Below are 22,989 nucleotides of genomic sequence, written 5' to 3'. Positions count from 1 at the left end.
GCGCCGGCGCCGTGCGGGCATCCCGCGATCCCGGAGGTCCTCGCTAGAAGTCCTCGTCCTCGTCCTCGTCGACGACCTCCCCGCCCATGCAGACGGTGACGCCCTCGCGCGCAGCCTCGAGCACACGCTCGGCGGCGGCGGCATCGAGGCCGTCGCGGGCGGTAAGGGCGATCTCGAGCGCCATGCCCATGGTGAGGCCGGAGAAGATCACGACGTTGGGGAACTCGGTGAGGCGGAACAGGGCGTTGTGGACGCTACCACCCTTAATGTCGCACATGATGATGAACTGCTCGTCGGATGCAGAGATGCGCTCGCGGAGCTGCTCGTAGTAGTCATTGGGATGCTGGCCGAACTCGAGGCTGTAGGTCTCGATGCCGTCGGCTGCACCGCCGGCGACCATGTGGAGTGAATCGAGCATGCCGCGGGAGAGCCCGCCGTGCGTTGCGATGATGATTTGAGCCATTATGCATTCCCCTCATCCAACTTATCTCGTCGATGCAAGACCTATTATAGGCAGGGCATAACCTGTCATATCCTGTTATAGGAAGCGTTCTGTAAACGGCCTGTTTTTCGCGGTGAGTGGTTTTTCTTAGTTCTAAGTTGTATATGACAGGTTAGTACAGCATTACCTTCTTCCGTTAGGAAAGACCATTTTCACCGGCAACGCGGAAATTGCCCGTTGGAATCAAAGGTGTTCACATACACGTAACGCCCCCATGGAGACACCATCGGGACGTTACTTCTCATAGAGACCGGGGGCCGATCGAAATTCGACTGTACGGACGCGGTGCCCCGCCGGCCCCAATCAGGAGCACTCTTAGCGCACATTAAATGCGGAAGGTATACCGTGTGCCCACAATGTGCTGTCTGCCAAGGTACATGGGCGACCCGTCGGTATCGTAATAGCGGCCCTCAAGGCAGAAGAGCGGCTCGCCGACGGGAACATCGAGATACGGCGCAAGCTCGGCGGACGCCTTCTCAAGATCAAGATCGCACGGCTCGGTGAGCATCGGCTCGCCATGACCGTTGGACAAAATGATGTCGTAAAGCGAAGTGTCTTCAAAATCCGCACTACGCAGGAACGCATAAGCTTCGGCGGGGAAGTAATTCTCCTCAACCATGATGGGTGTGCGATCCGCCGTCCGGATGCGCACAACCCTCAGCAGGCGTCCCTCGTTGCCAAAGCCAAAGAAGGCCCGGGCATCGTCGAGGCCCTCTACCTGCTCGATCGATATCAAATGCGCGCCGGCGCGTTGGTTGTTGCTCTCGCACGCCTCGGTGAAGCTTTGGACGTCATTGTTCTGGGTGAACTTGGCGCGGACCTTGGACGAGACGGATGTACCCGGGAGACGCTCGCTCACATAGGTGCCCTTGCCCGGACACTTGACGAGATATCCCTCGTTAACGAGTTCTTGCAGGGCGCGGCGAATGGTAATGCGGCTCACGCCATACAGGCCGTTGAGCTTGTCCTCGGAGGGAATCCTCTCTCCGGGAACGAAAGCGCCATCCACAATCTGGCCTTTGAAGAGCTCGCGCAGCTGAGCATAGAGAGGCGTCGAAGAACCATCGTCAAGCATCTTCGCCATATCGATCTCCTCCTGTATTGATACGTCTTAAGCCATCATATGAGACGGTACCACAATCGCCCCGGCGAGACGTCCTTAGCCCAAAAACTTGTCGAGCGCGAGCGCGATGCCGTCCTCGTTGTTGGAGGCGGTGACTTCATCGGCCGCAGCCTTGGCGGCATCGGTCGCATTGCCCATCGCCACGCCGATGCCCGCCCATTCGAGCATGGAGATGTCGTTCTGGGCGTCTCCGAACGCGATCACCTCGGACGCGTCGATGCCGATCTTGGGCAGCGAGCCGGCCAACGCATTGCCCTTGTTGATGCCAGGGGCCATGAACTCGAAGTAGAAGTCGGCCGTGAACATACCGGAAAGTGTGTCAGTGAAGGGCTCGTGCATCGCGCGCCAATGCGCCTGCAGGTACTCCGGCTCGGAAGCGCACAGGAGCTTGTCCTGGGGGCGAGAGCACACTTCGAGCAGGTCGTCGACCTCGACGAGTTCGAGGTCACACATCCTGCGCTCGTAGTCGACGATGTCAAAGGGAGCGTCCCGATACGTGATGGTGTGCCTGCAACCGCGCTCCACGTACAGGTATTTACCTTCGGTGATCCAGGGGATGACGTCGAAGTCGCGCATGTGCCCAACGAGCGCGCGCAGAGCGCGTTCCTCCATGGGCTGATCGAAGAGCACCTCGTCGGTCTGGGCGTCGATCACGCGCGCACCGTTGAAGGCGACGAGCAGGCCGCCATTGTCTTGAAGCTCGAGCTCGGCGGCAATGGCGCGGAGGCCCTGCACCGGACGCCCAGAAGAAAGGATGAGCCGGATACCCGAACGTTGAGCGGCGAGCAGCGCCTCCTTGGTACGGGGGGTGACAACCTTCGCATCGTTGGTGAGCGTGCCGTCGATGTCGAGCGCAATTGCCTTAATGGACATTCAAGATCCTTTCGAGTGGAGGTTTTCCAAGCGAACATGATACCCCTGTGTGAGAGACAGGGGATGTTGACTCCACGAGGAACACTCCTCGAAACGCAAAGAGGGCGAGCCCGGATGGACTCGCCCTCTATAGGTGTAGCCATATCAACCTATGCGAGGCGACACCGAATTCTTGAATCGGCAAAGACTCCGTTACTTGCGCGTGGCGCGGTAGAACTCGATGAGGGCCTTCGTGGAGGCGTCCTGAGCCGCCAGCGCCTCGTCGTCGTGGAAGGCGGGCGTGATCTGCTTGGCCAGCTGCTTGCCCAGCTCGACGCCCCACTGGTCGTAGGAGTCGATGCCCCACACAGTGCCCTCGACAAAGGTGATGTGCTCGTACAGCGCGATGAGCTCGCCGAGTGCGAACGGAGTGAGGGTGTCGCCGAAGATCGAGGTCGTCGGACGGTTACCGGTGAACACGCGAGCGGGGACGATCTCCTCGGGCGTGCCCTCGGCACGGACCTCGTCGGCGGTCTTGCCGAAGGCGAGCGCCTTGGTCTGGGCGAGGAAGTTGCCCAAGAACAGCTCATGGACGTCCTGGCCGTTGTCCTGGGCCGGGTTATGCGTGTTGGCGAATGCGATGAAGTCGGCGGGGACCATCACGTTGCCCTGATGGATCAGCTGATAGAACGCGTGCTGGCCGTTGGTGCCGGGCTCGCCCCAGAAGACCTCACCGGTGTGGCAGGTGACTGCGCTGCCGTCCCAACGGACCTGCTTGCCGTTGGACTCCATGGTGAGCTGCTGCAGGTATGCCGGGAAACGATGCAGGTACTGGGTGTAGGGCAGCACGGCATGCGTGTCGGCGCCGAAGAAGTTGACGTACCACACGTTCATGAGACCCATGAGCGCGACGACGTTCTCCTCGAGCGGCGTGTTCTCAAAGTACTCGTCGATGGCGCGGAAGCCGGTGAGGAACTGCTGGAAGCGCTCGGGACCGAGGACGACGATGAGGGACAGGCCCACGGCGGAGTCGACGGAGTAGCGGCCACCGACCCAGTTCCAGAAGCCGAAGGCGTTCTCGGGGTCGATGCCGAAGTCGGCGACGAGGTCGAGGGCGGTGGAGACGGCCACGAAGTGCTTCGCGATGGCCTCGGCGTCCTGCTCGGGCGTGCCGTCGATGGCACCGGCCGCGCGGAGCTGCTCGAGCATCCAGGCCTTGACCTCACGGGCGTTGGTGAGGGTCTCGAGCGTGGTGAACGTCTTGGAGACGATGATGACGAGCGTGGTCTCGGGATCGAGGCCCTTCACTTTCTCGGACATGTCGTTGGGGTCGATGTTGGAGATGTAGCGGCAGTCGATCCCAGCGTCGGCGTAGGGGCGCAGGGCCTCATAGGCCATGACGGGGCCAAGGTCCGAACCGCCGATGCCGATGGAGACCAGATGCTCGATCTTCTTGCCGGAGACACCGGTCCACTCGCCGGAGCGGACGCGCTCGGCGAAGGCGTACATGCGGTCCAGCACCTCGTGCACGTCGGCCACGACGTCTTGGCCGTCGACGATGAGCTCGCCCTTCTGCTCGGCGGGACGACGCAGGGCGGTGTGGAGCACGGCGCGGTCCTCGGTGGTGTTGATGTGCACGCCGGAGAACATGGCGTCGCGACGCTCTTCCACCCCGCACGCGCGTCCAAGATCGGCGAGGAGCTTGACCGTCTCATCGGTGATCAAGTTCTTGGACAGGTCAAAGTGCAGGTCACCGGCCTTGAACGTAAGCTTACCAACGCGCTCGGGGTCCGCGGCGAACCAGTCCTTCAGGCTGATGCCCTTGGCCTGGAGCTCGTCGTAGTGAGCTTGAAGCGCCTTCCAAGCGGGGGTCTGCGTGGCGTCGATAGGAGCCGAAACGGTCATGTGCTTCCTCCTCGGTGGTCGTATGCACGGATAGTCCTATCTTAGCACCCCGAGCATCGGCGGGGACTTGAGCTATGCGCTCTTAAAGAAGGCCAAGGCAATGGCACCCGGCCCGACATGCGTGCCAATGGTGGCACCCACCATAAGGACAGGGATGTCCTCCTCGGCGATCCTGTCCTCCCACACCGAGCGACAGTCGTCGAGGTACTTGCGCAGAAGCTTGTCGGAAAGGCCCGAATAGCCGAGCATCACGGGCATGGAGAAATCGATGCCACCGGCGGCCTTGACCTGTTGGCGCAGCAGGTTGCGCCCGTTCTTGGACCCGCGCGCCTTACCGAGCACCGCCACCTCTCCGTTGTCGATGGTGATAACCGGCTTGATGGAGAGCAGCTCGCCCACCGTGCCCGCCGCCGCCGAGATGCGGCCACCGCGCTTGAGGTACTCGAGGGTGTCGAGCAGGCCGACCACGACCACGCGATCGACGACGGCCTCGACGGCGCCGGCGATCTCGGCAGCCGACTTGCCCTCGTCCAACAAGCGCAGAGCGTAGTCGACGAGGATGTGCTCGCCCACGGTGACGCTCTTGGTATCGACCACGTAGACCTCGGTGACGTCGCTCGCCTCGGCGGCGGCGGTGCAGGCGGACTGGTGTGTACCGGAGAGCTTGGCGGACAGGGCAAGGATCACGACGTCCTCCCCTGCGGCCTGGGCACGCTCAATGGCCTGGGAGAACGCGTAAGGGTTGACTTGGCCGGTAGTGGGAAACTCATCGCCCTCGACGAGGAGTTCGTAGAAACGCTCGCGCGAGAGCTCGACATCGGCCTGGTACGTGGTGGTACCGAACCCCACGGAAAGAGGCAGGACGTCGAGCTGGGGATGATCGCCCTGAAGGCAATCGGAACCGGAGTCGGTGATGATGCGAACGGACATAATGGACCCCTTCAGATTAGATAATGGACATAACCCGCAGTAGTGTACTGCTAAATCGAGCCATCATCAGGTCATCACATGTTCGAAACAGCCCCTTGTGGATAGACCCCCGCTACTCCCGCGCGAAGAACGCGACCGCGATACCTCCCGGCCCCACAGACAGTGATTCACCCACCGCCCCGGCCATCGCCGAGACGTATGCGAGCGGCATCCTAGCGGCAGAGTGCTAGACGGCGGAAGCCGGTTCGAGATCGGCCTCGGGATCTACCTCCACCAACTTAAGCGTATTGGAAAAGCGACCATCAACGCCAATCACGTCACGCAGGAGGTGCAGATAGTAACTGCCCGCTTCCTCGCCCTGCGCACCAACGTCCCGAGGCTCCCCCAAGTCATCTTGGATCGACTGGCCGACAGGGGCGCAGTCGTACAGGCGCGCCTGCCCCACAGGGCACCAGATGCCGTCCACGCACGCGATGCGCTCGGCGATGGTGCCCTCGCGCCAACGCTCGGTCGAGCAGATCACCGGATCGAGGACCTCGTAGGCACTTCCCGTCCAAACATCCACCAGCCGTACGCGAGACGCCGCCACATCCTTTTCGACAATCGAGAAACGCGAGAAGAACTGGGTGCGCTCGACCTGTCTCATACGATCGAGCGAATCCTCGGGAAGGGTGCGGGCGGACTGCTCGATATAGAGCTGCAGCGGCGTGCGCCCGTCAATGAGGGGGCGCTCGAACAAGGCCCATTCGGTGAAGTAGATGTTCGTCATGGCGAGGTATCGGGGCAAGGGGCTCCTCATGCGCATCGCAAAGGGATGCACGTATTCCTCGAACTCCGACGAGGCGGCGTCGATCCAGCGCGCCTTGCGCGCGCCCCAGTACTCGGCAAAATCAAGGATGTCCCGGTCGACGGCGGATAGTTGATACATGGTGCCCCCCTTACGGCTCGGCGATGCCCGTACACCCCTAGGCTATGGCGCGAGAGGGCGTCACCGGCGTGCAGCGGCAAATCGGAGGCATGCCGCCTGTACAGATTGGGCACGCTCCCAGACCATGTCCCGACACGAATCCGACCAGAGTCCGACAACGCCCTGTTGCAGCGCGAGGGGCGCACCAGCTCGATAACGAAGCCGGCGCGCCCCTCCACAGAACTTGCGTATCACGCCCGTGAAGGACGTGTGAAATCGCGCAATAGGGTTATCGGCGACCACCGCGGTCCCCCGGGCGGCGACCGGTGCGCGAAGCCGAGCCCCCGCGGTCGACGCGGCCGCCGTGGGGATTGGATGCCTTGCGGGCGCCTCGGCCGCCGCGACCACGACGCTCGCTGGGCTCATCGTAATTGCGCCACGCCTCGCGCCCGCCTGATGAGGTGGAACGACGATTCGCGCCAGTGCGCGAGGGGCGGGAGGCGGTACGCGCCTCGGAAGCGGTCAACAGCTCGACGGAAGCGTCGCCCTCGTCCGCACGCACCCGGGTCTTACCGCTGCGCTTCCTCCGGGAGGGCTTGGCCTTGGCCTCGTCCTCAGCACGTCGAGATGCACCCGCGCGGGTATCGGAAGACACCTTGCCATGGGCCTCCCCATTCGAGCCAGAGCGGGAACCGCCTCGGGACTCGGCTCGCGAACCGGCGCCCGCCTTGGCCTTCGCTTTGCGGCGGCGTTTCTTCTCCTTCTTGCCCGCGGGTGCCTTGGCGGGCACGCGGTTGGGGTCGACCTCGGGCGCGGACGCTCCGAGTTCGAAGCCGTCCGCATCGAAGAGCGCGGCGGTCTTGCCCATGACTGCCTCGATGTCGTAGAACTCGGCGACATCATCGGGGGTCACGAATGTCAGGGACCAGCCCTCCTCACCCGCGCGGCCCGTGCGGCCGATGCGATGGATGTAATCCACCGGGTCGGTGGGGACGTCGAAGTTCACCACGTAGCGCACATCTGAGATGTCGATGCCACGGGCGAGGACGTCGGTGGCCACGAGCACGTCGCACTCCCCGGCGCGGAACGCCTTGAGGGCCCGCTCGCGCTGGGCCTGACTGCGGTCGCCGTGAATGGCAGCGCAGGTGATGCCCGCACGCGCAAGACGGCGGCTGCAAGCATCGGCGCGGTGCTTGGTGCGGCAGAACACGATGACGCGGCTCGCCCCCTCGCGCTTGAGTACACGGGCGAGCAAGGCGTTCTTCGCTTCGAGGGAAACCGGGAGCACGTACTGCTCAACCGTTTCCGCCGTCGAGGTCACCGGGGCGATCTCGACGCGGGCGGGATCGTGCACAAGGTCGGTGATCGAGCCAACTGCCGCATCGTCAAGCGTTGCGGAGAACAACAGGGTCTGGCGATCATCGCGCGTGTAGCCCACGATGCGGCGAACGGCGGGCAGAAAGCCCATGTCGAGCATGCGGTCCGCCTCGTCGAGCACGAGTACCTGCACCTGGTCGAGCATGCACGCGCCCTGATCGATGAGGTCCTGTAGACGGCCCGGCGTGGCGATGAGGATGTCGCACCCGCGCTTGAGCTTGTCACGCTGCGGGTTGTAGCTCACTCCGCCCACAACGGTCACGCTGGTATGCCCGGTGTGGTGCGCAATGGAGCGGCACACGTCCTCGATCTGCTGGGCAAGTTCACGCGTGGGCGTGACCACGAGCATGAGCGGACCCTGGGGAGCGACCTTACCACGCGCGCGGGAACGGGGCACATGGGGCAGATTGTTCATGGTGGGCAGCAAAAACGCCGCGGTCTTGCCGGTGCCCGTCTGGGCAGCGGCAAGCACGTCCTCGCCATCGAGTGCGTGCGGGATCGAGGCAGCCTGCACGGGCGTCGGGGCGGTATAGCCCATATCGGCAACGGCGGAGAGGACCTGCTCGGACAGGCCAAGGTCGGCGAACGTGGTCTCGGGGCCGGCGTCTTGATCGGACGAGGAGGCGAGATTGGTTTCGCGTACCTCGACGGTCTCGATGGCGTCGTCCTTTTTCGTGTTCTTCTTAATAAACAGCGGCATGGGGGTGTGAATTTCCGTTTCCGCGCGGTGGGCCTCAACACAGCGGCGCCCGGCAACGGGGCGCGCTCGTCAAACCGTCCGCGCAAGGAGGTTCATATAACAAGCAATTGCGCGGGCCGGTCCGCGCGGTGGAGCACGTTCGCAACCGGCATATCCCTGCAGCCTCTCAGGCTATTGCGGGCGCATGCGTAACGCATGGAGCAGATTCCACCGCAGGCAAGTATACGGGCACCCGATGTGCAAAAAGGGGACTGTCCCTAAATTACACAACCCCACGTTACGCTACCCATCCCCCCCCCGCGCACAGGCATCGCGAAAGTTAACTCTCGCGTCGATTTCCCCGCCCTTTCGAGCAAAATGCTCCGCGAGAGTTCACTTTCGCGGAGCACCCCACTCCAAGTTCCCGCAGACACAAGGGTCGGTCGCGATCGGCCCCGGGCTCGCCCGGGGTTCGCCTTGGAAGCAAATCGACATTCTAATCAAATACCCCCGGGGGGTGGGGTATACTCAACCGTGACATTGCTACGAAAGGAGCTACACATGGCTCAGGAGAAATTCGACGTCGGCGGCATGACGTGCGCGGCATGCCAGGCACACGTCGAGAAGGCCGTCTGCAAGTTGCACGGCGTGACCGACGTCGCCGTCAACTTGCTCTCGGGCAGCATGCAGGTCACCTTCGACGAAACGCTCCTCAGCGACGACGACATCTGCGACGCCGTCGACCGTGCGGGCTACTCGGCGGCGCCCGTAGGCGGAGCTGGCGCCGGCGCGGCAGGGGCAACCATGCCCGGTGTCAACGCGAACGCCGTCTCAGCACCCCTCGTCTCCCCCACCAAGAAGCTTGAGGCCGCCGCGCGTGCCATGCGCGGGCGCCTCATCACCTCGATCGTGTTCCTCATCCCCCTGTTCTACCTGGGCATGGGGCACATGCTCGGCTGGCCGCTGCCGGCATTTTTCGGCGCGCATGAGAACGTCATGAACCTCGCGCTCACCGAACTGCTGCTACTCGCACCCATCCTCTACGTCAACGATGCCTACTTCATCAACGGTTTCAAGTCGCTCGTTCATGGTGCTCCCACCATGGACGCACTCATCGCCATCGGCGCCACCGCCAGCGTAGGCTGGTCCATCTACGGAATCTACCGCATCGCGGCGGAACTCGCGGCGGGCGACCCCATGAGTGCCCACACCATCGGCATGGACAATCTCTACCTGGAAAGCGCGGGAACCATCCTCTCGCTGGTAACCATTGGCAAGTACCTCGAGGCCCGCAGCAAGTCAAAGACGGGTGGGGCCATCGAGGCGCTCATCGACCTCGCACCTAAGACCGCAACCATCGTGGACGAGCAAGGTGTCGAGACGGTGGTGAACGCGGACGACATCAAGCCCGGCCAGGTGATCTTAGTGCGTCCGGGTGAAACCGTCCCCGTGGACGGCGTGGTTCTCGAGGGCTCGTCCTCCATAGACGAGAGCGCCCTCACGGGCGAGTCCATCCCGGCGGAAAAGACACCCGGCGACACCGTGAGCGCCGCCACAGTCAATCGCACGGGATCCTTCGCCTTCCGCGCAACGCGCGTCGGAGCCGATACGAACCTCGCCCGCATCATCCGCCTCGTCGAGGAAGCCAACGCCACGAAGCCCCCCATCGCGCGCCTGGCAGACAAGGTCGCCGCCGTCTTCGTGCCGACAGTGCTCATCATCTCCGCAGCCACCTTCGCGATATGGCTCGTCACCACCGGCGGAAACGTCAATGAGGCACTCACCGCGGCAGTCGCCGTAGTGGTAATCAGCTGCCCCTGTGCGTTGGGACTCGCCACGCCCGTCGCCATCATGGTGGGCACCGGCAAGGGTGCCGAGATGGGCATCTTGTTCAAAAGCGCCGAGGCCCTCGAGACGCTGCGTGGCGTGAAAACGGTGGTGCTCGACAAGACCGGCACCATCACGCGGGGCAAGCCCGTCGTAACCGACATCCTTCCCGCACAACGTGCGGACGGCACCGCCGCCATAACCGAGAAGGGGCTCCTCAAACTCGCCGCCGCCCTCGAGCGCAGCAGTGAGCATCCGCTCGCCGAGGCGATCATGGCGTGCGCGGAGGAGCGCGGCATCGTCGCGCGTTCGGTAAAAGCATTCCAAGCCATCCCCGGCCGTGGCGTGACTGCATTCGAGGGGACCAACCGCATTGCTGCGGGCAACGCCACGCTTATGGCAGATGAGGGCATCGACATCGACCACGACGAACTCGAACGATTCGCCCTTCAGGGAAAGACGCCCCTTTTCTTCGCCAAGAACGGTGAGATCATGGGCATCATCGCCGTCGCCGACGAGGTCAAACCAACCAGCACGGACGCCATCGCGGCATTGAGGCGTTTGGGAATCCAGTCCATCATGCTCACCGGCGACAACGAACTCACCGCGCGCGCCATCGCCGAGCGCGTGGGCGTTGCCAACGTCATCGCCGACGTCCTACCCGCCGACAAGGAGCGTGTGGTACGCGAGCTGCAGGCTGCCGGCCAGACGGTCGCCATGGTGGGCGACGGCATCAACGACTCCCCTGCCCTCGCCCGCGCCGATGTGGGCCTCGCCATCGGAGCTGGCACCGACGTCGCCAAGGAGGGGGCGGACGTCGTGCTCATGAGAAGTGACCTCCTCGACGTCGCTCGCGCCATCGAGCTCTCCCGCGCCGTCATCCGCAACATCAAGCAGGACCTGTTCTGGGCGCTGTTCTACAATTCCCTGGGCATCCCGCTGGCTGCGGGTGTGTTCTATCCCATGCTCGGCTGGCAGCTCTCACCGATGTTCGGCGCAGCGGCGATGAGCCTGTCGAGCTTGTGCGTGGTGGGGAATGCCCTGCGCCTGCGCGGCTTCAAGCCCCGAACTTGACGCGCAAGCGGATTCCAGACCGTCAACTTGCCGCAAATCGGACGATTATGTAACGAATATCGAGACGCTCCGAGTAGAGAGGTCTGTTCATCGGAATAACCGCTGGTCACATGGTGGCGAAACCGCCCTATACTCGATGCATTCCGTTTTTCGTTACAAAATCGCCCGATTCGCGGCTTCCAACAAGGAAAGGAACGAACATGAACTACATCATCAAGACCGAAGGCCTCATGTGCGGCCATTGCGATGCCTCCGTCGAGACCGCCCTGCTCAACGTTGCGGGCGTGACGGACGCCGAGGCCGATCACGAGACGCAGACCGTCACCGTCGAATGCTCCGATGCCGTCTCGCCCGATCAGCTTACCGCCGCCGTCGAGGCTGCCGGTGAGAAATTCCACGCCCTGACCGTAGAGGAGGTGTAAGCGCGCCATGATGGCCGACCACGAGCGCACGCTGAGACTCCTCAAAACAGCGCGGGGGCAAATCGACGGCATCATCAAGATGGTCGAGGACGACCGCTACTGCGTTGACATCTCCACGCAACTCATGGCGACCCAGTCGCTCATCGGGCGCATCAATGCCGACGTCCTCAAGGCCCATATCGAAGGTTGCGTGCGCCGCGCGGCGACATGCGGAAGCGAGGCGGAGCAGGCCGAGAAACTCGCCGAAGTCGAGAGGATTATCGAAAAGCTCGCGAAATAGGATATTGAGCGGCACGAGCGGGCTATTATCGGGTACGGTAACGGCAATGGACACGCCGACGACACACCGCCGCACCGAGGAGCGCAGCACCGCCAAGGCAGCCCGCAACCAGGCGCACACGTAGGAACGGAAGGCACAGATGAACGACTTCATGAAAGACCGCTACGGCGTCGACGAGCTCACCGGGGTCCTGGGCGCGCTGGGGCTACTGCTCGCCCTCATCGGCACCATCGCCAAGTTCGACCCGCTCACGTGGCTGGCGCTCGCGAGCATCCTCGTCGCGCTCGCCCGCGCGTTCTCAAAGAACGAGGCGGCCCGCCGCAAGGAAAACGACGGTTTTCTCTCCCTCGCCTCGCGTGTGCCCGTCCTCGGCGATTACGTGAAGAGCGTCGGGGCAAGTCGTGCGGGTGCCAGGACATCCGCACGCAATGCCGCAAAACCCGCCGGAACCGACTTCAACCGTGCCAAGCGCACCGCCCAAAAGATGTGGAAAGAGCGCAAGACCTCGCACTTCCTCAAATGTCCCACCTGCGGTCAGATCCTCTCCGTCCCCAAGGGTAAGGGCAAGATCCGCGTCACTTGCCCGCGCTGCCACTCCAAGATGGAAACCAAGTCCTAAGGCGCCCATGGCCGGCTTACTGAATAAACTACCGCTCGCCGAATGACGCGCAACCCTTGCCGACTCCATCACATGTCCGCACGGCGCATGGGGTATCAATAGGAGCGTTGGAACGGTAAAACGTTTTTCGGTGCGCAGATTCTCGCAAACGACAGGTGGCGCACGCGCTTGAGCGCGCGGCATCGAGACGGCACATCGAATGACCGCTGCCCCGCTCGTCCTTTAGGAGGATCGACATGTCTATTGATTCCGTCACCCAGGTGCTGGACCGCTACGGCGTCAACGCTGCCGAGGGCTCTGTCCATGTGGACATGGTCCCCGCCGAACTCGTCGAGCAGGCCCTCGCCCATCACGAGGGCAAGCTCGCCTCCAACGGATCCCTTGTGGTCGAAACCGGCAAGTACACCGGTCGCAGCCCCAAGGACCGTTTCGTGGTAGACACCCCCGACGTCCACGACACCATTGCCTGGGGCAACGTCAACGTTCCCATCTCCCAGAAAAGCTACGAGAAGGTACGCGACGGCGTCGCCGCCTACCTCTCCGAGCGCGACCTCTACGTGGTGCGCGGCCTCGCCGGCGCCGACCGCGGCCACGCCCGCAAGTTCATGGTCGCCTGCGAGCGCGCCAGCCAGGCCCTGTTCATCACCCAACTGCTCGTCCGCCCCACCGATGAGGAGCGCGCCGCCTACGGCGAGCCCGACTTCACCATCCTCGCCGCCCCCGGCTACAAGTGCGATCCTGCCATCGAGGGCCTGAACTCCGAGGCCGCCGTGCTCGTCAACTTCTCCGAGCGCACCGTGGTCGTCGCCGGCACCGAGTACTCCGGCGAAATCAAGAAGTCCGTCTTCTCCGTCATGAACTACCTCCTGCCCGTCGAGGACCACGTGCTGCCCATGCACTGCTCGGCCTCCATGGACCCCGCCACGCACGACACCGCCGTCTTCTTCGGCCTGTCCGGCACCGGCAAGACCACCCTGTCCGCCGACCCCAAGCGCCTGCTCATCGGTGACGACGAGCACGGCTGGGCCATGGGCGAGGGCATCTTCAACATCGAGGGCGGCTGCTACGCCAAGTGCGACGGCCTCACCGAGGAGCGCGAGCCCGAGATCTTCCGCGCCGTCAAGTTCGGCGCCCTGTGCGAGAACGTCATCCTCGACGAGCACCGCGACCCCGACTACGACGACGTCTCCCTCACGCAGAACACCCGCGTGGGCTACCCCGTCGAGCACATTCCCAACAGCTGCCTCGAGGGCGTGGGCGGCGAGCCCACCGCGGTGATCTTCCTCACCTGCGACGCCTTCGGCGTGCTGCCCCCCATCGCCCGCCTGTCCGCCGATGCGGCCATGTACCACTTCGTGAGCGGCTTCACCTCCAAGGTCGCCGGCACCGAGCTCGGCATCAAGGAGCCCGTGCCCACCTTCTCCGCCCTGTTCGGCGAGCCCTTCATGCCGCTTGACCCGATGGTCTACGCCGACATGCTCGGCGAGCGCATCGCCGAAGGCAAGACCCGCGTCTACCTGGTCAACACCGGCTGGGTCGAGGGCTCCTACGGCGTGGGTCACCGCATCCCGCTCATCTACAACCGCATCAACGTCAACGCCGCGCTCGACGGCTCGCTCGAGGATGCCGAGTTCATCCACGACGAGGTCTTCAACCTGGACATCCCCACCACCTGCCCCGGCGTGCCGGACGACGTCATGGTCCCGTGGAAGTGCTGGGCGAGCAAGGAGGAGTACGACGCGACCGCCAAGAAGCTCGCCGGCATGTTCCAGGAGAACTTCGAGAAGAAGTACGCCCACCTGCCCGAGAACGTGAAGAACGCAGGCCCGCGCGCCTAAGGTCCCACGTCATAGCAAGCGAAAAGGAGCCCCGTGCACCCACCTGCACGGGGCTCCTTCTTCGCCGGCGACCTCACCGCTCAGGCTCCGGGGCATACTCCCTTCGACCGTGGTTCCGCTGCGCTCCACAAAACGGTCTACGGGAGAATGCCCCGGAGCCTGAGCTACGGCAACGCAGCCGCGAGGCGCCGGAGGGTTTCCCCGCAGCGCGTTTTTGTGGAGCGAAGCGGAACCACGCGCGAAGGGAAAACCCGCAGGGCCTCGCGGCGACGGGATCAGCCGCACTTAGAGCAGCAGCGCCCCACCCAGGCCGAGGGCGGCCATCAACACCATGAACACGATGGCGATGGGCATCACGCGGGCAAGGAGCTTTCCCTCCACACCCACGGTCTTGACGGCAGCCAGGCCAATGGCGAGCGTCTGCGGCGAGATCATCTTGCCCGCGCCCACGCCGAGCGAGTTGAGCGCCACCATCCAGTAGGAGTCCATGCCGAGTGCCTCCGCAGCCTGCTGTTGCACCGAGCCGAACAACAGCCCCGAGCTCGTGCCAGACCCCGTGACGAACGCGCCTACCGCGCCGATGACCGGCGCCATCAACGGGAACAACGAGCCGGTGACCGCGATGCAAAACGACGACACGGCCGAAATCATGCCGGCGTATCCCATGACCTTCGCGCAGCCGAGTACGGCGAGCATGGTGATGACCGTGGGCATCATCTGCTTGACGGTGGCGGCAAGCACTTCGCCCATCACGCGCGGAGCCGCACCTTGGATGAGGCCGCCAATGAACGCGGCGATGAAGATCCAAACGCCGGGTGTGTTGATCCACGTGAACGTGACGGTCGAGGGATCGGAACCAGAGAAGATCGTGACCGAGCTCGAGAACTGGGCGAGCCACGCGTTCAGGGACGGCACGAGCTTCGAGGTCGCGAGCAGCAGCACGAAGATCAAGATAAAGCACGACCATGCACGCAGGGCACCTGCCAAGGTCGCCTTCTCGGTCGATGCGATCTCCATGCGATACTCGTCGCGTGCCGCGCCCGGACGGCGCGCCAACAACGCCGTGACGATAAGCGAGCACAGGGAGCCGACCACAACCGTGAGCTCAGGCCCCACGAACGCCGCGACCGCCAAGGACGGCAGCGCGTAGGCGACACCCGACGCCAGGGCGATATGCCAAACGCCGCCGAGACGCGTACCCACGCCGGCACCCGGCGCGCACTCCTCACCGGTCTCGGCGGCGAGGAACACGACGATGAACGGAACGATGACGAAAAATGGCGCAAGCTGAACCATCTCGGTAAAGGCAAGGCAAACCGGGTCGAGCCCCGTGAGGCCCGCGAGCGACACGGTGGGAACGCCCACGGAACCGAAGCAGGTGGGAACGCCATTGGCGACCAGGCAGATGAGAACTGCCTGCAACGCTGGGAAACCGAGTGCCGCGAGCATGCCCGCCGGAATCGCCACGGCGGTCCCGAATCCGCTCATGCCCTCCATGAAGCCACCAAAGCACCAAGCGACCAGCAATGCGAGAACGCGGCGATCGGTCGAGAGCGAGGTGATCATCGACCCGATCACGTCCATGGCCCCCGTGCGGACGCACAGGTTATAGGTAAAGACCGCCGCGATGATCACGAGCACGATAGGCCACAGCGCCATGAGAAAGCCCTCGAGACTCGCCGTGGCGACCTCGGGGATGGGCATGCCCCACCATGCAAGCGCGAGCACACAGGAAATGACGAACGATCCCGACGCCGCCTTCCACGCGGGAAGGCGAAGCGCCACGAGCGCGACGATCAACCAGACGATGGGCAAAAGGGCCAATATGAAGGGGATGGCAAGGTCGGCAATTGACAAAACGGCTCCTAACGACATCCGATATCCGACAATGAGTCCAATGCGCGACGAGCCATACGCCTCGTGCTGAACAACCGCACCGCCGCGCGCCGGACCATAGTACCACTCACCCGCTCACCCCAACCGACGCCCCGTCGGGACGCACCGCCGTACGCTCCGGTCGACTCCGTCCGTATCGGGCCGCTTCCAAATCGTCCACGCCGCCCTTCGGAAAACAAAGGGGCTATACTTCCGAGCAACCCAACCGATTGGAATGCCCGTGCCTTCACATCCGCTCGACAACCTCCGTGTCAAAATCCGCGATCTCCACACGCGTCACGGAGATGGCAACCGCGCGTATATCGCAGGCGGACGACCCAGCAGCTCGCGCACGGAAGCCGCGGAACAACCCTCCCCGCGCGAACCTGGTCCACTCGCACGCCTGGCGAATGCCTGGTGGACGCGGCTTATCGAATCGATTTACGACGGTGGGCTCTCCGCACAGGAGGCAGAGTACGAAAGCGGCGAAACACGGCGCGACTACGTGTGGAACACCATCGGCATCGGCGTATGGGGCATGGTCTTTCCCGTGCTCACCGTCGTCGCCACCCAACTCGCCGGCACCGAACAGGCAGGACGCTTCTCCATGGCGTTCGCCGCCGGCACCCTGCTCATGTTCCTGTCGAACTACGGCGTGCGGACGTTCCAAGTATCTGACATCGACGAGAAGAACTCCTTCGCCTCTTATCAGCTCAATCGCTGGATCACCTCGATCATCGCACTCGTGATGGGACTCCTGTACTGCACCATTCGCGATTACGGCCCCGGCATGCTCATGTTGTCCATGGGCGTCTACGTCTACAAGATCGTCGACGGCCTCGCCGACGTATACGAGGGTCGTCTCCAGCAGGCGGACAAACTCTATCTCGCCGGCATCAGCCAGGCACTGCGCTCCCTTGCCTCCATGGCGGCATTCTGCATCCTGCTGTTCCTCACCAGGAGCTGCGCCGTCGCGGCGGCAGGAATGGCCATCGCCGCCGTCGCCTCGCTCATCCTCGTCTCCATTCCCCTCGCGCTGCTCGAAACGGAAGGGTCGCGCCCGTGGAATATGGGAGAGGTGGGTTCCCTCTTCCGCCACTGCTTCCCGCTGTTCTCCGCGGTTTTCCTTTTCAACCTCATCGAGAGCCTGCCCAAGTTCGCCATGGAGGGCATGCTCTCTTACGATAACCAGCTCTACTTCAACGCGCTCTTCTTTCCCGCGCAGGGCATTCTGCTCGCCTCCGGGTTTATGTATAAACCCCAGCTGCTCAGGCTGGCGAACATCTGGTCCAACCCACGCCGTCGCAAGCGCTTTGACCTCATCGTGCTCGCCATGTTGGGCGTCATCACCCTGCTCACCCTGGGGACCCTCGTGTTCATGGGCTGGATAGGCATATCGGTCATGAGTTTCATGTACGGCATCGATTTCGAGCGATACCGTGTGGCGGCGAACCTCATGATCATCGCGGGAGGCGTGAGCGCGTCGATCGACTTTCTCTACGCCATCATCACCGTCCTGCGTCATCAGAGCTCGGCGACCAAACCCTATCTCATCACCTTCGCGTTCGCCCTTGTCGTACCCACGGCGCTCATCTGGATCATAGGCCTCGACGGCGCGGTCATAGGCTACCTCGCGTCGATGACACTCCTATTGACGCTCCTCGGCATCAAGTACTACCGCATCAGGCAAAACCTCTCGCAGCGCAACCGTTCGCCGTTCCGCTCTTGATGCACGGCGCTGCGATGCGGCAGGGGTTACTCCCCTTCTTCGATGTCCGCGAGCCACACGCGGCGGTCCTCGAGGCGCATAATGCCCACGCGGCCGCTCGGATACCCGGTGGCGGCAGAACAGTCGATGCAGATGCGATCGGCCACACCACCCGTGTCGCGCGAGGGCCCAACCTCCACCATCACGCCGCGCAGGGCTTCATCCACGCCATCACCGCACATGAGCGTCGCGTATCGACCCAAAAGCACCGAGGGCGTGTGTCCGGCAATGACCACGGGGCCCCGTCCGTCGCAACCGACCAGTCCCGTGGGTTCCGACCAGAACTCACGGCGTATCCACAGAAGGTCGTCAACCCGTTGTTGAACCATAGCATCGAGTAGGTTGCGTGGCGTGGCTCCGCCATAGCCTCCCTGCGTATCGGCCGCCACGCCCATCGCGGCAAGCGACTCCCTCAACCGTGAAGCGTCGATGCCCGCGTGACACAACACGTGCGAGCGACGGGCACCGGGAGCCACGGAGCGCCGTGCATCGTCAACCTCCACGACCGCGAACGTCGGCAATGCCGCGAACCAATCCATGACATCGACGTACGCGTCGCGCGCAAGCGCGTCGAGCTGCTCAGATGTGACGAAACCGCCATTCATGTGCCACGCCATCATGTCCGACTCGTCACCCGTGAGAATCGTCTCAAGAAGCATCGCTTCGTGGTTGCCCATAAGCACGTGCGTATTGGGCAGAGAGCGCACGATGCGCACCACGCCCAGGGGATCGGGGCCACGATCGACCATGTCCCCCAGGACGAAGACGGCATCATTCGATCCAGGCTGCGCCAATTCCAAAGCGCGGTCGAGTGCCCGCGCATGTCCGTGCGCGTCCGATGTCACATACGTCGCCAATGCAGTCTTCCCTTCAAGGTCAACTTGAACGTTAGGGTTATTGTATTCCCCTCAGGCGCACATCTCAAACTCCCGTGTCGCGGCCGTGTAAACAATTGAATATGGAAAGCGCCCCCATGCGCCGCATGCTTTAGAGTGATAAAGTACATCGCATTATCCAAACGACTCCCCAAAGGACAGCCATGGCACGCGTGCACAACTTCTCCGCCGGTCCCGCCGCGCTCCCCGAGCGCGTGCTGCGCGAAGCTCAATCCGAGCTGCTCGACTTCGCGGGCAGCGGCATGTCTGTGCTCGAGATGAGCCACCGCTCCCCCGTCTATCAGGCCGTCATCGACGAAGCCGAGGCGACCCTGCGCCGACTGCTCGTCATCCCCTCGAACTACCGTGTGCTGTTCCTGCAGGGCGGCGCGACCCTGCAGTTCGCGGGCGTACCGCTGAACCTCATGCGCCGTGGCCATGCGGGCTACGTCGTGAGCGGTAACTTCTCCAAACTCGCCTGGAAGGAAGGATGCAAGTACGGCCAGGCAGAGGTTCTCGCCAGCAGCGAGGACACGAACTTCGACCGCATCCCCGACCTCACACCCGTAAAGGAACGCGCCGCCGCGGGCGACCTCGACTACGTCCACATCTGCCAGAACAACACGATCTTCGGCACGCAGTTCCACGAGCTGCCCGACTGCGGGTCGACGCCCCTCGTGGCTGACGTCTCGAGCTGCTTCCTGTCCATGCCGCTCGACATCGAGCGCTACGGCCTCATCTACGCCGGTGCCCAAAAGAACGCCGGCCCCTCCGGCGTGACCGTGGTGATCGTTCGCGAGGACCTCATCGAGGGCGGCCCCGCGCGCACCGACATCTGCCCCACCTACATGGGTTACAAGCTGCAGGCGAGTAAAGGCTCCATGTATAACACGCCCAACACCTTCGGCATCTACCTATGCGGCAAGGTCTTCCGCTGGATCGAGGAGACCGACGGGCTCGTCGCCATGGCACAGCGCAACCGCGCCAAGGCAGAGCTCCTCTACCACACGCTCGATGAAAGCGAGCTCTTCCACGGCACGGCCCAACGCGACAGCCGCTCCATCTGCAACGTCACCTTCCGCACCAACGACGTAGACCTCGACGCCGCCTTCATCTCCTTCGCGCGCGAACGGGGCATCGAGGGCGTGAAGGGACACCGCCTGGTGGGCGGCATGCGCGCCAGCATCTACAACGCGGTGACCATGGACTCCGTGGGGGCCCTCGTGACGTGCATGAAGGAATTCGAGAGGAAATTGCCGTCGCGATCTATCTAGGGGCACCGCCCCTCTCCCATTGCGCCACCGCATCGCGTGTGGAACGTCAGGCCGGCTCCCGTGAGGTCCGCCGCGAGTTCCGCACGAGCCGAAGGCCGCGAAACGCGTCATGCGCACCAGCAAGACTGTCCGAGCACCGGGCCTCGCAAGGACCGGTCAGCGGGAATGTGAGGCATTCATGAGATACATCAAAACCATCGACGACATCACCAAGGACGGCAGCGTCGACTTCGGCGCGGGATACGAATTCGTCGAGGACGCCAAGGACGCCGACGCGATCCTCATGCGTTCCACCGACCTGCATGGCTACGAGCTGCCCGAGGGTATCCGTGCCATCGGTCGCTGCGGCGCGGGCGTGAACAACATCCCCGTCGAGGAGTACGCGCGCCGCGGCGTAGTGGTGTTCAACTCCCCTGGTGCCAACTCAAACGCCGTCAAGGAAATCGTCATTGCCATGATGATCATGTCGAGTCGCGGCATCGTGCAGGCCATGCAGTGGGTGCGTGACAACGCCGAGGATCCCAACATCATGGTCGATGCCGAAAAGGCGAAAAAGGCGTTTGTCGGGCGCGAGGTACGCGGCAAGCGCATCGGCGTCGTGGGCCTCGGCAACGTGGGGTCCAAGGTCGCCAATGCCTGCGTCGAGCTCGGCATGGACGTCTACGGCTACGACCCGTTCATCTCCGTCGAGCACGCGTGGGCCTTAAACCGCGAAGTCCAGCGCGTGGGCACGCTCGAGGACCTCTGTCGCGGCTGCGACTATCTCACCTTGCACGTGCCGTCCAAGGCAGACACCATTGGCATGATCTCCACCGAGCAACTCGCCCTGCTCGCCCCAGGCGCCGTGCTCATCAACTTCGCCCGCGAGACCATTATCGACGAGGACGCAGTCGCCGCGGCGCTCGAATCCGGGAAGCTCGCCTGGTTCGCCTGCGACTTCGCCACGCCCAAAACGGTGAAGATGCCCCGCACCTTCATTACCACGCACTCCGGCGCCGGCACCGCCGAGGCGGAGGCAAATTGCGCCGACATGGCGATTTCGGAGCTCAAGGACTACCTGGAAAACGGCAACATCGCGCATTCGGTGAACTACCCGTCCTGCTCCATGGGAAAGGCCCGCGCGGCGAGCCGCATCGCATGCCTGCACGCCAACGTCCCGAACATGATCGGCCAAATCACCGCCATTCTCGCGAAGGACAACGCCAACGTGCAGCGCATGGTCAACGAGAGTGCCGGCGAGAACGCCTACACGATGTTCGACACCGATGAGCACCTCGACAGCGTAACCATCGATGCCCTCAAGGACATCTCCGGCATGTACCGCGTCCGCGTGATCAAGTAGGCTCGACGGCGCCCCCGCTTAGAGCGGCCGCCGTCGAGCCCGCCGGGCGCGTACAATAGTGGGCAGTCACGCCTCGTCATCTGAAAGGAGGCCCCATGAAGGCCCTCCCATTTCCCTGCATCCGCCCCGTTCCCGAGCATGCGGCGGAGGTCGCCGCGCTGCCGTATGACGTGTTCGACCGCGCCGAGGCGGCGGCGTATGTGGCGGGACACCCCCTGTCGTTCCTGAACATCGACCGCCCCGAAACGCAATTCGACCCTGAACACGACATGTACGCCCCCGAGGTCTACGCGCGCGGGGCGGAGCTGCTGCGCGAGCGCATCGAGGACGGGACGTTCGTCGAGGACAAGAACCTCGCGTACTACATCTACCAACTCGCCTGGGAGGGCCGCGTCCAAACCGGCATCGCATGCGTTTGCGCCGTCGACGATTACGAGCAGGGCGTCATCAAGCGCCACGAGCTCACGCGCGAAGACAAGGAGCGCGATCGTATCGAGCACATCGAGGCCCTCGGCTGCCAAACTGGGCCCATCTTCCTCACCTACCGCGACCAGCCCGTGCTGGACATGATCGTGGGCGCCGCCAAAACCTCAACGCCCCTGTACGATTTCACCGACGAGGCCGGGGTGCGCCAGACCGTGTGGGAGGTCGCGCGTCGCGACGCCGTGGATGCGCTCCACGCCATGCTCGGCCAGATTCCATGCGCCTACATCGCCGACGGCCACCATCGCGCCGCAAGCGCGGTGAAAGTTGCCCAGCGCATGCGCGAGCAGGCCAAGGCGGAGGGCATGTACACCGGTAAAGAACCCTTCAATTACTTCCTCTCCGTCCTGTTCCCGGCGAGCCAGCTCACCATCCTGCCGTACAATCGCGTGGTCGCCGACCGCAACGGTCTCGATACACACGAGTTGCTCGAGGCTCTGAGCGGCACGGGCTTTGGAATCATCGAGGCAACGGGGCCGGTCGAGCCGAGCGAGCGCGGGGTGTTCGGCATGTTCACCGACGGCACCTGGTATGAGCTGCACGGGGACATGCGCGACGCCGTGAGCGCCGTCGCCTCCCTCGACGTCTCCATCCTGCAGGACCACATCCTCGCGCCCATTTTGGGCATCGACGATCCTCGTACCGACCCCCGCATCTCATTCGTGGGCGGCATTCGCGGAACCGATGAGCTTGAGGCCCGGGCGGGCAAGAACGGCATAGCGTTCACGCTGTGCGCCACCGGCATCGACCAGCTGCTCACCATCGCGGACGCCGGCGAGGTCATGCCGCCCAAATCGACCTGGTTCGAACCCAAACTGCGCAGCGGCCTGTTCATCCACCGCATCGCGAAGTAGCTCAAAGCCGCTTTCCGGCCCTTGGTTCCGTGCATTTTCACGATGATGGTCAAAATACCCTAGTTGTGCGCCAACATGACCTCGTTTCCAGCGATGCATACTCGGCCGCACATGTGAATCCTGGGGCTTTGCTCTCATCTAATGAACCAGACCGGCACTTGCGTGCGCGAGCACGACCCGGAG

Annotated in this window: 18 protein-coding genes; 9 read left to right on the top strand and 9 right to left on the bottom strand. The window is 63.5% G+C overall.

Features of this window, described 5'->3' with window-relative positions:
• Positions 1-43: 43 nt before the first annotated feature.
• The 7 genes from Q5Q88_RS03920 to Q5Q88_RS03890 all read right to left on the bottom strand — a co-directional run bounded on the left by Q5Q88_RS03920 (position 44) and on the right by Q5Q88_RS03890 (position 8,296).
• The gene (locus Q5Q88_RS03920; protein ID WP_302741871.1) at positions 44-463 is read right to left on the bottom strand and encodes a PTS sugar transporter subunit IIA; all 420 of its coding nucleotides are present in this window, start codon (positions 461-463) and stop codon (positions 44-46) included.
• Between the two features lie 364 nt (positions 464-827).
• Positions 828-1,586 (bottom strand): GntR family transcriptional regulator, encoded by a 759-nt coding sequence (locus Q5Q88_RS03915; RefSeq protein WP_302741869.1) that lies wholly within the window; start codon positions 1,584-1,586, stop codon positions 828-830.
• Positions 1,587-1,661: 75 nt separating this feature from the next.
• Positions 1,662-2,498, bottom strand: a complete 837-nt coding sequence (locus Q5Q88_RS03910; RefSeq protein ID WP_118653175.1) for a Cof-type HAD-IIB family hydrolase — start codon at positions 2,496-2,498, stop codon at positions 1,662-1,664.
• A gap of 192 nt (positions 2,499-2,690) precedes the next feature.
• Positions 2,691-4,382 carry a glucose-6-phosphate isomerase gene (pgi, locus tag Q5Q88_RS03905; RefSeq protein ID WP_294122920.1) on the bottom strand — a complete coding sequence of 564 codons (1,692 nt, stop codon included), beginning with the start codon at positions 4,380-4,382 and terminating at the stop codon, positions 2,691-2,693.
• Positions 4,383-4,454: 72 nt separating this feature from the next.
• A complete protein-coding gene (locus Q5Q88_RS03900; RefSeq protein WP_302741866.1) occupies positions 4,455-5,312 on the bottom strand; it encodes a DegV family protein in 858 nt (285 codons plus the stop codon).
• Between the two features lie 226 nt (positions 5,313-5,538).
• Entirely contained in the window at positions 5,539-6,240 is a 702-nt protein-coding gene (locus Q5Q88_RS03895) for a hypothetical protein (RefSeq protein ID WP_118653169.1), read from the bottom strand.
• Positions 6,241-6,508: 268 nt separating this feature from the next.
• Positions 6,509-8,296 carry a DEAD/DEAH box helicase gene (locus Q5Q88_RS03890; RefSeq protein ID WP_118653167.1) on the bottom strand — a complete coding sequence of 596 codons (1,788 nt, stop codon included), beginning with the start codon at positions 8,294-8,296 and terminating at the stop codon, positions 6,509-6,511.
• 540 nt (positions 8,297-8,836) lie between these two features.
• Here Q5Q88_RS03890 and Q5Q88_RS03885 point away from each other — a divergent pair.
• The 5 genes from Q5Q88_RS03885 (at position 8,837) to pckA (ending at position 14,335) form a co-directional block, all read left to right on the top strand.
• Positions 8,837-11,176, top strand: a complete 2,340-nt coding sequence (locus Q5Q88_RS03885) for a cation-translocating P-type ATPase (protein ID WP_302741863.1) — start codon at positions 8,837-8,839, stop codon at positions 11,174-11,176.
• A 200-nt stretch (positions 11,177-11,376) separates the two neighbouring features.
• The gene (locus Q5Q88_RS03880) at positions 11,377-11,598 is read left to right on the top strand and encodes a heavy-metal-associated domain-containing protein (RefSeq protein ID WP_118653163.1); all 222 of its coding nucleotides are present in this window, start codon (positions 11,377-11,379) and stop codon (positions 11,596-11,598) included.
• 7 nt (positions 11,599-11,605) lie between these two features.
• Positions 11,606-11,878 (top strand): metal-sensing transcriptional repressor, encoded by a 273-nt coding sequence (locus tag Q5Q88_RS03875; RefSeq protein WP_294159046.1) that lies wholly within the window; start codon positions 11,606-11,608, stop codon positions 11,876-11,878.
• A gap of 139 nt (positions 11,879-12,017) precedes the next feature.
• Positions 12,018-12,497, top strand: a complete 480-nt coding sequence (locus Q5Q88_RS03870; protein ID WP_118653159.1) for a hypothetical protein — start codon at positions 12,018-12,020, stop codon at positions 12,495-12,497.
• A gap of 236 nt (positions 12,498-12,733) precedes the next feature.
• On the top strand, positions 12,734-14,335 hold the full coding sequence (gene pckA, locus Q5Q88_RS03865) for a phosphoenolpyruvate carboxykinase (ATP) (RefSeq protein ID WP_302741861.1): 1,602 nt from the start codon (positions 12,734-12,736) through the stop codon (positions 14,333-14,335).
• A gap of 285 nt (positions 14,336-14,620) precedes the next feature.
• On the opposite strand, the gene Q5Q88_RS03860 is transcribed toward pckA, so the two are convergent.
• Complete coding sequence (locus Q5Q88_RS03860; protein ID WP_302741860.1) at positions 14,621-16,192, bottom strand: L-lactate permease; 1,572 nt, start codon at positions 16,190-16,192, stop codon at positions 14,621-14,623.
• 259 nt (positions 16,193-16,451) lie between these two features.
• On the opposite strand from Q5Q88_RS03860, the gene Q5Q88_RS03855 reads away from it, so the two are divergent.
• The gene (locus Q5Q88_RS03855) at positions 16,452-17,939 is read left to right on the top strand and encodes a lipopolysaccharide biosynthesis protein (protein ID WP_199588866.1); all 1,488 of its coding nucleotides are present in this window, start codon (positions 16,452-16,454) and stop codon (positions 17,937-17,939) included.
• A 26-nt stretch (positions 17,940-17,965) separates the two neighbouring features.
• Here Q5Q88_RS03855 and Q5Q88_RS03850 read toward each other — a convergent pair whose 3' ends face one another.
• Positions 17,966-18,835: a metallophosphoesterase gene (locus Q5Q88_RS03850; RefSeq protein WP_294159833.1), complete on the bottom strand. Its 870-nt coding sequence runs from the start codon at positions 18,833-18,835 to the stop codon at positions 17,966-17,968.
• Positions 18,836-19,017: 182 nt separating this feature from the next.
• Between Q5Q88_RS03850 and serC the strand changes: the two genes are divergently transcribed.
• The 3 genes from serC to Q5Q88_RS03835 all read left to right on the top strand — a co-directional run bounded on the left by serC (position 19,018) and on the right by Q5Q88_RS03835 (position 22,806).
• A complete protein-coding gene (gene serC, locus Q5Q88_RS03845; RefSeq protein WP_294122935.1) occupies positions 19,018-20,127 on the top strand; it encodes a 3-phosphoserine/phosphohydroxythreonine transaminase in 1,110 nt (369 codons plus the stop codon).
• A 178-nt stretch (positions 20,128-20,305) separates the two neighbouring features.
• Positions 20,306-21,469, top strand: a complete 1,164-nt coding sequence (locus Q5Q88_RS03840) for a phosphoglycerate dehydrogenase (RefSeq protein WP_118653149.1) — start codon at positions 20,306-20,308, stop codon at positions 21,467-21,469.
• A gap of 95 nt (positions 21,470-21,564) precedes the next feature.
• On the top strand, positions 21,565-22,806 hold the full coding sequence (locus tag Q5Q88_RS03835; protein WP_302741859.1) for a DUF1015 domain-containing protein: 1,242 nt from the start codon (positions 21,565-21,567) through the stop codon (positions 22,804-22,806).
• The last annotated feature ends 183 nt before the right edge of the window (positions 22,807-22,989 follow it).

This window comes from uncultured Collinsella sp. (genome assembly GCF_959026545.1).
Lineage (GTDB): Bacteria > Actinomycetota > Coriobacteriia > Coriobacteriales > Coriobacteriaceae > Collinsella.
The sequence above is the reverse complement of the archived record's forward strand: the minus strand, read 5'-3'. Positions and strand labels throughout refer to the sequence as shown.

Excerpts from the sequence above, each read along its gene's own strand:
- Q5Q88_RS03890 (WP_118653167.1), bottom strand. The coding sequence starts at position 8,296 with ATGCCGCTGTTTATTAAGAAGAACACGAAAAAGGACGACGCCATCGAG.
- Q5Q88_RS03835 (WP_302741859.1), top strand. The coding sequence starts at position 21,565 with ATGAAGGCCCTCCCATTTCCCTGCATCCGCCCCGTTCCCGAGCATGCG.
- Q5Q88_RS03900 (WP_302741866.1), bottom strand. The coding sequence starts at position 5,312 with ATGTCCGTTCGCATCATCACCGACTCCGGTTCCGATTGCCTTCAGGGC.
- Q5Q88_RS03885 (WP_302741863.1), top strand. The coding sequence starts at position 8,837 with ATGGCTCAGGAGAAATTCGACGTCGGCGGCATGACGTGCGCGGCATGC.
- Q5Q88_RS03920 (WP_302741871.1), bottom strand. The coding sequence starts at position 463 with ATGGCTCAAATCATCATCGCAACGCACGGCGGGCTCTCCCGCGGCATG.
- Q5Q88_RS03910 (WP_118653175.1), bottom strand. The coding sequence starts at position 2,498 with ATGTCCATTAAGGCAATTGCGCTCGACATCGACGGCACGCTCACCAAC.
- pckA (WP_302741861.1), top strand. The coding sequence starts at position 12,734 with ATGTCTATTGATTCCGTCACCCAGGTGCTGGACCGCTACGGCGTCAAC.
- Q5Q88_RS03875 (WP_294159046.1), top strand. The coding sequence starts at position 11,606 with ATGATGGCCGACCACGAGCGCACGCTGAGACTCCTCAAAACAGCGCGG.
- Q5Q88_RS03880 (WP_118653163.1), top strand. The coding sequence starts at position 11,377 with ATGAACTACATCATCAAGACCGAAGGCCTCATGTGCGGCCATTGCGAT.
- Q5Q88_RS03895 (WP_118653169.1), bottom strand. The coding sequence starts at position 6,240 with ATGTATCAACTATCCGCCGTCGACCGGGACATCCTTGATTTTGCCGAG.
- Q5Q88_RS03870 (WP_118653159.1), top strand. The coding sequence starts at position 12,018 with ATGAACGACTTCATGAAAGACCGCTACGGCGTCGACGAGCTCACCGGG.
- pgi (WP_294122920.1), bottom strand. The coding sequence starts at position 4,382 with ATGACCGTTTCGGCTCCTATCGACGCCACGCAGACCCCCGCTTGGAAG.
- Q5Q88_RS03840 (WP_118653149.1), top strand. The coding sequence starts at position 20,306 with ATGAGATACATCAAAACCATCGACGACATCACCAAGGACGGCAGCGTC.
- serC (WP_294122935.1), top strand. The coding sequence starts at position 19,018 with ATGGCACGCGTGCACAACTTCTCCGCCGGTCCCGCCGCGCTCCCCGAG.
- Q5Q88_RS03915 (WP_302741869.1), bottom strand. The coding sequence starts at position 1,586 with ATGGCGAAGATGCTTGACGATGGTTCTTCGACGCCTCTCTATGCTCAG.